This window comes from Acinetobacter sp. UBA1496 (assembly GCF_002324975.1).
GTDB classification, from domain to species: domain Bacteria; phylum Pseudomonadota; class Gammaproteobacteria; order Pseudomonadales; family Moraxellaceae; genus Acinetobacter; species Acinetobacter variabilis.
This window is the reverse complement of record NZ_DCRI01000112.1, coordinates 16,172-27,360: the sequence shown is the minus strand read 5'-3', so window position 1 is coordinate 27,360 and position 11,189 is coordinate 16,172. Positions and strand designations below refer to the sequence as shown.

Here is an 11,189-nt window from a genome sequence, read left to right as displayed (position 1 = left end):
TGCGCATCATCTTGGGTAAAGCCACGTACACGCATAATGCCGTGTAAAGAACCTGACGGCTCGTTACGGTGACATGAACCAAACTCCGCTAAACGGATTGGAAGATCACGATATGATTTTAAGCCCTGGTTGAACACTTGCACATGACAAGGACAGTTCATCGGTTTCACGGCATAGTTACGGTTCTCTGAATGAGTCGTAAACATGTTTTCAGCATAGTTCGCTGCGTGACCTGATTTTTCCCAAAGCGTGAAATCAACTACTTGTGGTGTACGGATTTCAAGGTAACCATTTTCTTGCTGAACTTTACGCATGTATTGTTCAAGCACTTGATAAATGGTCCAGCCGTTCGGATGCCAGAACACCATACCTGGTGCTTCTTCCTGCATATGGAACAAGTCTAAGGCTTTACCAATTTTACGGTGATCGCGTTTTTCAGCTTCTTCAATACGTTTGATATAAGCTGCGAGCTGTTTCTTGTCAGCCCAAGCTGTACCATAGATCCGTTGCAGCTGTTCGTTTTTCGCATCACCGCGCCAATAAGCACCGGAGATTTTAGTCAGCTTGAATGATTTTAAGAATTTGGTATTTGGTACGTGCGGACCACGGCACATATCCAGATAGTCCTGATGGTAGTACAGGCCCATTTGAGTTTCTTCAGGCATGTCTGCGATCAGGCGCAATTTGTATTCTTCACCACGGGCTGTGAATTCTGCAATCACTTCATCACGTGGGGTCATTTTTTTCACGACATCATAGTCTTGATCAATGAGCTTTTTCATACGCTCTTCAATCGCAGCCATGTCATCTAAAGTAAATGGACGTGGCATCCAGATGTCATAGTAGAAACCTTCTTCAATGACTGGACCAATGACCATCTTTGCTTCTGGGAACAATTGCTTAACGGCATGACCCACCAAGTGTGCGCAAGAGTGACGAATAATTTCGACACCTTCTTCATCTTTAGGCGTGATGATTTGTAAGGTTGCGTCTTCAGTAATCAGATCGCACGCGTCCACTAGACGATCGTTTACACGACCTGCAACAGTATTTTTTGCTAGACCAGGACCGATGCTTTGAGCAACTTCCATCACAGATACGGCGTGATCAAACTGTTTTTGATCGCCATTTGGCAAAGTGATAATTGGCATATGAAATCCTTAAGGAGTGATGCCCCGTACCATGGAGCATGTCACCGCGAGATTATGATCGAGGGAGAACCTCAAAAGATAAAAACGGTGGATAAATAAAAAATCACCTAGAATTTTACACGGCTTGGGCCAATGATTAAACCTTTTCCCTAATAAAAATAGGATTTATCACCAAAAAGTTCTTTTGAGCTGCAATGAGTTAAGATGATTATTCGCTCAAGAATTATTTATTCTCTCAAGGTTTGCCACGCTTCAAATTACCCTTCAGCATAGACATACAATTGAGAAAACTGAGGAATGATGGCTTCACTTTGGGTCGGCCTTAAAAACACGTAATCATCGACTTTCAGTTCACAAGATTTCGGTACCAGAACCATTTCCTGATTGCTACTACGTCCATATAAAACATGCGGCTGGCTTTTTTCTGGAAAATAATAGTCCGCCTGCCAGTAACCACCATAAACGAATAGCGCTTTATAATGATGCGGTAGATGATTAAATACTTCCAGACCAGGAATCTGGCTATAAGGCAGCACTTTTAAAATCGGAGTGGCGATCCACAAAGCACATTTTAAAGCAGAGAGATTGGCCAGATCAAAATCACTGGGTTTAAGTAGCATGGAACCAAAAGCTAGATCATTACAGACACTCTGCTGGCAATGCTGCATAAAGGTCGGACTGCCGCCACCATTAAAACATAGATTTTCATGCCATAAATCAGGAAATTGCTGTTGCAGCGTCAGCTTGAATTGCTGATAAATCTGGTGTGATTGCTGATAACTTTTTTCAGGTCTTTTGAGAATTTTTGGCAGTTTGGCTACATGCGCATCATAGCCCATTAATCCGGAAAACTTTAGATACAGTAGATGCTGCCGAATTAAATTAAGCATGGTTACGAACTGCTCCTGACTGCTTACTCCTCCGCGATGTAGGCCCACATCAATTTCAATATTTATATTCAAGCAGAGATTCAGGTTTTGGGCGAGTTGCAGATACTGCTCCAAGCGTGCTTGACTATCGATCAGCCATTGAATATTTACTTGAGGATTTAAGCCCTTTTGACTAAACAGGCTTTGATAAAAGCGCTGCGCTGCATGAATCGGCATTGGTTTACCGAGCAGAATGTCCGCTTGCTGAAATGCTCCGATAATTTCCCGAAGATGTGGCAGATGAACTACCATAAAACATTGGGTATTCAGCTTTTCACTAGCGAATTGAAGCAACTTGGTACTGGCTAGAGATTTCACCGCCAGACGAGGCTTTAACTGCGGAGGTAATTTTGCCTGCACAACATCCAGATTATGTTGATACTGAGCCAAATCCAGAATCAGTTGTGGTGCACCCGTACCCTGCTGTTTTAGGTCTTGAGTCAGTTGCTGAAAATAAGTTGATCGCACCTTCTACTCCTGTTACTTAACCAAAAACAGTTGTTTTAAGTAGGGATTCAGCCATTTTTTTTGCGGATCCAGCTGCTGACGTAGCGCCATAAATTCACCCCATCTTGGATATAAGTCGCGCAGTGATGCGGCATGCATGCTATGCAATTTTCCCCAATGTGGTCGCCCCTGATATTTCTGAAAAATCGGTTCCACTAGATTAAAAATGACGTGATAATCCTGCTTATAAAATTGATGGATAGAAATTGAAACTGAATCCCGCTGATAAAATGGACTGAGCCAGATTCATCCGCTTTGACATAACGAAACTCGATCGGAAAGAACATCGGCACACGATGCTGCCTTAGACAATGCAGCACTTCTTCCAGACACTGCAAGCCTAGTTCGACAGGAATCTGGTATTCCATTTCATTAAATCGGGTATTGCGCGGTGTAGGGAAAATCTGACTGGACCAATCCACAAAACAGGTCGGTTTGACAAAAACACCGAGCAGCTTTTGCAGATAAGGATTGGTAGACGGCAATAACCGTGTCAATTCAGAACATAACATCAGTAAACTGTCTTCTGATGGCCAGCTTTCTTTTCTCGACTGGAGAATTTCATCCGTTTCATCTAGTGTTTTCAGCATGACCTGATCAGCATGTAAAAATGCCCAAAACTCAATATGCCGATGCTGATGTTTCCATTGATCGATATTGGAAAATATGTCTTTTAACGAACATAACCAGATCTGTTCTTTTAATTTATAACGCGGCCGATTTTGCAGGTTAATTTTAGTGAGTATTCCGAGACTGCCCAGTGCCACCCGCCCCGCCTAAAAAATTTCCGTATTTTGCTGCTTATTACATTGCAATAATTCGCCATCTGCAGTCAGTAACTGAAAGCCTTGAACGAAAGCAGATAGACACGGTAAATCAATTCCCGTGCCATGCGTACCGGTCGAGATGGCACCCGCCAGACTTTGCTGATCGATATCACCTTGGTTGATCAAAGCCTGATTCAGAGGGGCTAGATATTCACCCAGCTCATATAAACGCGTACCTGCCTGTACAGTACATTGAGCTGTCGCTTCATTTGCATCTATCACGCCTTTGAAATGATCCAGACGAATCAATACCTCATCAGTTTTGGCTAGCGCACTGAATGAATGTCCTGCACCCGCCACACGAATCTGTGCATGTGACTTTACCAGAGTTTGTAATTCATTGATTTTTTTAGGCTCGAAAGTTTGAGGAGAACTGTACTGGCTTCCCGACCAGTTACTCCATGTTGCATCCGCCTGTTGTATTTTCATTATTATTCCTTGGCTGAGGCTATTTTTAACACCCATTTAGAGTAAAATACCTAAAAAGGCAAATATGGGAACCCATAGGTTCAAAAAAATCAGTGCTTAAAAATAATTTTATTAATATTCAATTATTTAATTTTTTAAAATTATGCATTCTCACTCGACTAAAGCATAACTGCAAGACTTCCAAGAATTGCATATCTTTTTTAACAGGATATGAAAAATAAATATAGAACGGAGTTTTACAATGGTTAAGGCATACGATGAATTACCGCGCACCCCTGCCAATTTTGTAGCGCTGTCACCTTTGCGCTATCTCGATCGCGCGGCTTATATCTACCCGAATCAAAACGCGATCATTCATGGTAAGCGTCGTATTACCTGGCGTGAAAAATACAATCGTTGCCGTCAGTTTGCCCACCAACTCCAAAATTTAGGCATCGGTAAAAATGATACCGTTTCAGTTTTATTGCCAAACGTACCTGCAATGATTGAAGCACACTTTGCTGTGCCAATGGCGGGTGCGGTCCTGAATACTTTAAATACCCGTCTGGATGCCAAAACGTTGGCGTTCATGCTGGAACATGCTGAGACTAAAGTACTGCTGGTCGATCCAGAATTTTCTGCAGTTGCAACAGAAGCTTTGGCATTAATTCCACAGCAAGACATTTATGTGATTGATGTGGCTGATGAAGAATTCGAGGGGGAAGACACCCGTATCGGCCAAATTGAATATGAAGACTGGTTGGCTCAAGGCGATACCAATTTTGAATGGCATTTACCGGATGATGAATGGAATGCGATTAGCCTGAACTACACTTCTGGAACCACAGGCAACCCGAAAGGCGTGGTTTACCATCACCGTGGCGCTTATATTAACGCAGCCAGTAATATCATTGCTTGTGGCATGATGCCGCGTGCCACTTACTTATGGACCTTACCGCTGTTCCACTGTAATGGCTGGTGTTTTGCCTGGACCATGGCAGCCAATGGTGGTACGAACGTCTGCTTACGCAAGGTTGATCCGGAACTGATCTTTAAACTCATTGCTGAACATAAAGTGGATTATTTCTGCGGTGCACCAATTGTACTGTCTATGCTGATCAATACTCCTGAAGAGAAAAAGACCAAGTTTGATCATCGTGTCGAAGTGATGGTAGCCGGTGCTGCGCCTCCTGCTGCAATCATTGAGGGCATGCGCAATATCGGTATCAATGTGACTCACGTCTATGGTCTAACTGAGACCTACGGCCCTTCTGCGCTCTGTGCGTCTCAGGCAGGCTGGTCAGACCTGTCGATTCAGGAACAAGCACAACTGCATTCTCGTCAAGGTGTACCATATCCACTGCAAGACGGCATGAAAGTGCTTGATCCTGACACTATGCAGGAAGTGCCACATGATGGTCAGACCATGGGGGAAATCATGTTCCGTGGCAACATCGTCATGAAAGGTTATTTAAAGAACCCGGAAGCAACTGCAGAAGCCTTTGCTGGTGGCTGGTTCCATACTGGCGATCTGGCAGTATGCCAACCTGATGGTTATGCAAAAATTACCGACCGCTCTAAGGACGTGATTATTTCAGGTGGTGAAAACATTTCATCGCTGGAAGTGGAAGAAGTGCTCTATCAGCATCCTGCTATTCTCACGGCAGCCGTGGTGGCAAAACCAGATCCACGCTGGCAGGAAGTACCATGTGCCTTTGTCGAACTGAAAGCAGGACAAACTGCTACAGCAGAAGAGATTATCGAATTCTGCAAGCAACATCTGGCGCGTTTTAAAGTACCTAAAGATGTGGTGATTACCGAGATTCCAAAAACTTCAACCGGGAAATTGCAGAAATTTATCCTGCGTGACTGGGCTAAAGAACGCTCTCAAGGTGAATTTTCTTAATTTATTAAGACCCTAGCATCCAGCCCTACTCCTGAAATTTCTTTTTTAATATTGAGAAAGAAAAATTTGGTGAGTGGGGCTTTTTTTATATTCAGAATAAAGACAATTAGTGTATTTAAGTGCTGATTAAGGTACTTATTCTGAGAGATGCCTTACCAAATTAAAGATAAAGAATGCGATCCATCAAAGAAGTTCGCATCCACATGCTTATTTTTAGGCAATAAAAAACCCCAAGACTTAATACGCTTGGGGTTTTTCAAAATCTTGGTCCCGAGGGTCGGACTCGAACCGACACGTCATCTCTGACAGCGGATTTTGAGTCCGCCGCGTCTACCAATTTCACCACCTCGGGAGTGGATGACGGCTATATTACTCTGTTTCAAAAACTTGTCAACGCAGAAAAAACACATTTGCCTAATTTTAAAACAATTCTTATTTTTTTGTTTTATAATCGAGCAATTCCCGCCATAAAAAAGAAAAAAGTTTATACTAGCCGCAGTTTTTTTATCGTAAATTGTCATGCAACTTTCTGATTTTAGTTTCGATCTCCCTGATGAGCTGATTGCTCGCTATCCTCTTGAACAACGTAGTGCTTCTCTCCTGTTACACCTTGATGCACAAGGCCAATATCACGATCACCAGTTCACCGATATTTTGGATTTATTGAATGAAGGCGATTTGCTGGTTCTGAACGATACCAAAGTGATGAAAGCGCGCCTGAAAGGTAAACGTGCCTCTGGTGGTGCAGTTGAATTACTGGTTGAGCGTATGATGGATCAGTTCATTGCGCATTGTCATATCAAGGCCAGCAATACACCCAAAGCCGGTGCAGAATTATTTATTGGTCCAGATGAAGTTAAAGTCACCGTTCAAGGCCGTCATGAAAATCTGTTTATTGTCGAATTTTCTCAGCCGATTTTAGATGTTCTAGACAAATACGGCGCACTGCCAATTCCCCCCTATTTCAATCGTGAAGCAGAAGAAATTGATACGGTTCGATATCAGACTGTCTTTAATGATCCAACTAAACTGGCCAGTGTTGCTGCTCCTACCGCTTCGCTGCATTTCGATGAAGAGTTGCTGAAAAAACTGGAAGAAAAAGGCATTCAGAAAACCTTTGTGACCTTACATGTCGGTGCAGGTACATTCCTGCCGGTTCGTACCAATGATATCGAAAATCACATCATGCACAGCGAATGGTGTCAGGTATCGGATGAATCTATGGAGCTGATCAAAGCCACCAAAGCGCGCGGCAATAAAGTGATTGCTGTGGGGACGACCGCAACCCGTGCGACCGAAAGTGCGGCTCAGGCCAATGGTGGTGAACTAAAAGGCTGGACCGGTGATACTCAAATCTTCATCTATCCGGGTTATGAATTCAAAGTGGTGGATCGTCTAATCACCAACTTCCATTTACCGGAATCTACCCTGCTCATGCTGGTTTCAGCTCTATCTAATCGCGAAAATATCCTGAATGCTTACAAACATGCGGTTGAAAGCAAATACCGCTTCTTCAGTTATGGCGATGCCATGCTAATTGATCAAGCGCAATAATCAGCAGGAACCCTCCCGATGCCGATCGAGTCTGTGCAGCACTCCATTCATATTCGACGCAAGAAAAATGCAGTAGTGTTTCGCAACATCGCCCGGCTCTGGGATCTGGGTCGTCAGGCCAAAAGCCATCAGGAATTATTGGATGGCTTGCATCCATGGAACGGCCCAATTAGCTTAAAATTTGAAAATAATTTACCGCTTGCTCTGGCCGGAATCGGACTCTTTCTGATTGGTTGCATTTTTGTAGCGCCTGCTAATATCTGGATGCAAATCGGTGTTTTCTTTGGATGCCTACTGGTATTCTGGGCTTATATCAGCTATGAACATCGAAAGCCACTGTATGAAGTCATTCGCTATCTGGAAGATGAGGCACTCGCCAAAAAATACCAGCTGGCTTTTCAGAAGCAGCCACAACATATCTCGATTCCACTCAATCCCGTACATTTTATTAACCATTTAAAACGTCTGTTCCCGGTATTTAATCAAGGCTCTCTGAGTAATGAAATTTCACGCTATGCCAGCACTGTCTGGGAAGATGAAGATGGTCAACAACATCAGGTTCTGGTCTTTCAATATCATTATGTGCATGAAGTTCAGGTACGCAATAAGGAAGGTCAACCGGTCAAACTGACCCAGGTACATAAAGACCTTTGGGGGGTATTTGTTTTTGATGTTCAGATTCAGGGGCTAGCCGTGACTACCTCCAGAAAAAAATTTCATTATCCTTATGCTTATCCTTGGCACAGCAGCGACATTCGCACCAACCAGAAATTAAATTTCTTTGGCAGCGATCCGATGCAAATGGCGAAACTGCTCACGCCTGGTTTTGTACTTCGACTGGCGGACTTTTTTGAGCAGCGTCAGGGCGATTTACTGTTTCATCCAGAAAGCCATATGCTCTGCTATCTGGGACCACATGATTTATTTCAGGTATCCAGTAAACACCATAAAATTACCGATATTTCCACATTGCGTGGCCATCTCAGAACGTTTAAATTAATAGAGTTGGAAAAGTTACGTACTGATCTGACACAATTTTTAAAATAATTATTTTTTTCTGGGGGTTACTTTTATGGGATTTTTCGTTTTTGTCATTATCCCGCTTTTGGTCATTATTGCCATTATCATGATTCGTAACAGCATTGTGCGCCATCATAACTCCACTATTCGTGCATGGTCCGATGTCGCCAGTTATGAACGGCAAAAACTAAAAATCCTGGATGGTCTGCAACCTCTGGTTGAGCAATATTCCAGTTTTGAAAAAGGGACTTTAGAGAAAGTTACTGAACTGCGCCAGAACATTATGAACCTGAATATTCAGGATGCCGATATTGCCCAGTTACAACGGGTTGAAAACCTAAATAAAGAACTGATGCGCAGCCTGAATGTGGTGATTGAAAACTACCCTGAACTAAAAGCAAATGACATTTACCTGAAAATGATGAATGAAATTGAAGAACAGAATGAAAATGTCGGTGCTGCGATTACCATCTACAACCGTAATGTCGAACTCTTCAATAATCAGATCCAGATTTTCCCGCATAATATTATCAATAACATGTTTCTCAAAAAGAAAGCAGTACGCCCTTTCCGTGACCAGACCGTGAGTCAGAACTTTGACTATCGTCCAAACTTCCACTGAGAAAAATCATTACATTTTATAGTTTTAGATTTGCAATCCATTGGCTTATGATGAAATAGCGAGAGATAAAGCAATACACTTATAAAACCTAATAAAAAGAATAAAAAATCATGCTGGATTATTTAGAACACTTGCAACAGATGCTGGTCAAGGACTTTTATCAGCTGTATGAACCGCTATCAGGATGATGAAATCTATGCCTGTAGTCTGGTCTTTGATGAATTTTTACTGCTGGATGATCTGGCGATTTCCACAGAACGTAGCTTTTTTCAGGACCCTGAAGATCCACAGCAATATCTGGCCGAACGGGATCGCTGGAATGTACGAAAATGGCGCTATAAAAGCCAAAGCTCTTCACAATCTGAACTCGTGCCTTTTAAAACTTTGCTGGCAGAGTATTTTACAACCCAGCATAGTTTTGGCCATCCTGTCTTAGCCCAGCAAAAACAGATTCCTGCTACTCACTTGGATTTACTGCTAGAAACTTTTAAGCAAACCAAACATAAACTATCTGAAGCTTATGGTCTGGATCTAGATTCGATTATTTTTTTCCTCAGCGTTCCGCCCCAACCCGAATGTGAATGCCAATCGGCACTTGAACTCAATTCTGACAGTCGCTTATTGCAGGACTTTTTAGCTTCCAGACAGACCCTGTCTCAATCGACAGTCAATAAGCGTTTAAAACTCTCGCAAAGTGACAAAGACATCCTGATCGACCTGGAACAAATGCTCACGATAGAGCCTTATGACTATTTGCAAGTGGCGCAGGATGCCTATTTACTGACGCTGGAATCTTATTTTGTCAACAGCAATATCTATATCCAAAAACTGATCCAGCATATTGCTGCCATGGCGGCTGAACCCGATGGTAGCTGTGCCTTGAGCCGGGAAGAAATCATGCAGCGTTTACAGCAGTTTTCTGCAAATTCACCTCTTTCACCTGATATTTCCCCTATTCATCGATAAATAAAATTACAGAGTGAATTCTCTACAATGCTGGCGTTTAAGGTCAGAATCAAGGAAAATAGCACCCTTTAATTCGCATTAGTAATCAGCGAACTGTTTTTTCGCCTTAATTTGGAACTCTTATGAAGTTTGAAAAATTAGGTCAGTCGGGTCGTGCCCGTCGTGGTCGTTTAACGCTTGAACATGGCGTAGTAGAGACACCCGTCTTTATGCCAGTTGGTACTTATGGCACCGTCAAAGGCATGTTGCCACGTGATGTTGAAGGCATTAAAGCGCAGATTATCCTCGGTAATACCTTCCACTTGTACCTGCGCCCGGGTCTTGAAGTCATCAAGCAGCATGGTGGCCTGCACGGTTTCATGAAATGGGACAAACCGATTCTGACTGACTCAGGCGGCTTCCAGGTCTTCAGTCTGGGTGCAATGCGCAAGATTGAAGAAAAAGGCGTGACCTTCCGCTCCCCGATCGATGGTTCAAAAGTTTTCCTTTCACCTGAAATTTCGATGGAAATTCAGCATACGCTGAACTCCGATATCGTGATGATTTTTGATGAATGTACGCCTTATCCAGCGACCCATGAAGAAGCGCAAAAATCTTTGCAGCTGTCTTTACGTTGGGCTGAGCGCTGCAAGAAGCATCATCATGATGAACTCAAAAATAAAAATGCCCTGTTCGGGATTATTCAGGGCGGGATGTATGAAGACCTGCGTGATGAATCCTTAAAAGGCCTGCTTGAGATTGACTTCGACGGTTATGCGATTGGCGGTCTGTCTGTCGGTGAACCGAAAGAAGAAATGATCAAGGTGCTGGATTATCTTCCGAACAAAATGCCGGAAAGTAAACCGCGCTACCTGATGGGTGTCGGCAAACCGGAAGATATCGTTGAAGGTATCCGCCGTGGTGTAGACATGTTCGACTGCGTTATGCCAACCCGAAATGCACGTAACGGTCATTATTTCGTGACCGATGGTCTGGTGCGTATCCGTAACAGCCAATATCGTCATGATCAAAGTCCGCTTGATCCACATTGCGACTGCTATACCTGTCAGAACTTTACCCGCGCCTATCTGTTCCATTTAGAGAAATGTGGAGAAATGCTAGGTTCTATGCTCGGTACCATCCATAACCTGCGTTATTACCAGCGTTTTACCGAAGATATCCGCAACGCGCTGGATAACGGAACTTTTGATGAATTTGTTCAGGACTTTTACGCTCGTCGTGGCCTGGAAGTTCCACCTTGTCCACAAGATTAATCTTTCAGCATTTGCGCTGAGGAAAAAGACAGGGTAAATTGCAAGA

Annotated in this window: 7 protein-coding genes, 1 tRNA gene and 2 pseudogenes; 6 read left to right on the top strand and 4 right to left on the bottom strand. The window is 43.2% G+C overall.

Going from position 1 to position 11,189, the window contains the following annotated elements:
- The 3 genes and pseudogenes from thrS to B3143_RS14650 form a co-directional block, all read right to left on the bottom strand.
- Positions 1-1,151 (bottom strand): threonine--tRNA ligase (gene thrS / locus B3143_RS14660; protein WP_286741038.1); only part of this gene is annotated, 1,151 nt, incomplete at its 3' end.
- A gap of 257 nt (positions 1,152-1,408) precedes the next feature.
- A complete protein-coding gene (locus tag B3143_RS14655; RefSeq protein WP_005233912.1) occupies positions 1,409-2,548 on the bottom strand; it encodes an alanine racemase in 1,140 nt (379 codons plus the stop codon).
- Between the two features lie 12 nt (positions 2,549-2,560).
- A pseudogene (locus B3143_RS14650) lies at positions 2,561-3,843 on the bottom strand (D-arabinono-1,4-lactone oxidase).
- Positions 3,844-4,084: 241 nt separating this feature from the next.
- Here B3143_RS14650 and B3143_RS14645 point away from each other — a divergent pair.
- Complete coding sequence (locus tag B3143_RS14645) at positions 4,085-5,728, top strand: acyl-CoA synthetase (protein ID WP_005233901.1); 1,644 nt, start codon at positions 4,085-4,087, stop codon at positions 5,726-5,728.
- 265 nt (positions 5,729-5,993) lie between these two features.
- Here B3143_RS14645 and B3143_RS14640 read toward each other — a convergent pair.
- A tRNA-Leu gene (locus B3143_RS14640) sits at positions 5,994-6,080 on the bottom strand.
- A 167-nt stretch (positions 6,081-6,247) separates the two neighbouring features.
- On the opposite strand from B3143_RS14640, the gene queA reads away from it, so the two are divergent.
- The 5 genes and pseudogenes from queA (at position 6,248) to tgt (ending at position 11,143) form a co-directional block, all read left to right on the top strand.
- Positions 6,248-7,282, top strand: a complete 1,035-nt coding sequence (gene queA / locus B3143_RS14635) for a tRNA preQ1(34) S-adenosylmethionine ribosyltransferase-isomerase QueA (RefSeq protein WP_005233900.1) — start codon at positions 6,248-6,250, stop codon at positions 7,280-7,282.
- A gap of 18 nt (positions 7,283-7,300) precedes the next feature.
- Positions 7,301-8,329 carry a hypothetical protein gene (locus B3143_RS14630; protein ID WP_286741034.1) on the top strand — a complete coding sequence of 343 codons (1,029 nt, stop codon included), beginning with the start codon at positions 7,301-7,303 and terminating at the stop codon, positions 8,327-8,329.
- A gap of 25 nt (positions 8,330-8,354) precedes the next feature.
- The gene (locus B3143_RS14625; RefSeq protein WP_286716323.1) at positions 8,355-8,924 is read left to right on the top strand and encodes a LemA family protein; all 570 of its coding nucleotides are present in this window, start codon (positions 8,355-8,357) and stop codon (positions 8,922-8,924) included.
- A gap of 110 nt (positions 8,925-9,034) precedes the next feature.
- Positions 9,035-9,890: pseudogene (locus B3143_RS14620) on the top strand (DUF4303 domain-containing protein).
- 122 nt (positions 9,891-10,012) lie between these two features.
- A complete protein-coding gene (gene tgt, locus B3143_RS14615) occupies positions 10,013-11,143 on the top strand; it encodes a tRNA guanosine(34) transglycosylase Tgt (protein ID WP_286741032.1) in 1,131 nt (376 codons plus the stop codon).
- Positions 11,144-11,189: the final 46 nt, after the last annotated feature.

Bases quoted from the DNA above. Each gene is read 5' to 3' on its own strand.
- B3143_RS14645 (WP_005233901.1), top strand. From the start codon at position 4,085: ATGGTTAAGGCATACGATGAATTACCGCGCACCCCTGCCAATTTTGTA.
- B3143_RS14630 (WP_286741034.1), top strand. From the start codon at position 7,301: ATGCCGATCGAGTCTGTGCAGCACTCCATTCATATTCGACGCAAGAAA.
- tgt (WP_286741032.1), top strand. From the start codon at position 10,013: ATGAAGTTTGAAAAATTAGGTCAGTCGGGTCGTGCCCGTCGTGGTCGT.
- B3143_RS14625 (WP_286716323.1), top strand. From the start codon at position 8,355: ATGGGATTTTTCGTTTTTGTCATTATCCCGCTTTTGGTCATTATTGCC.
- queA (WP_005233900.1), top strand. From the start codon at position 6,248: ATGCAACTTTCTGATTTTAGTTTCGATCTCCCTGATGAGCTGATTGCT.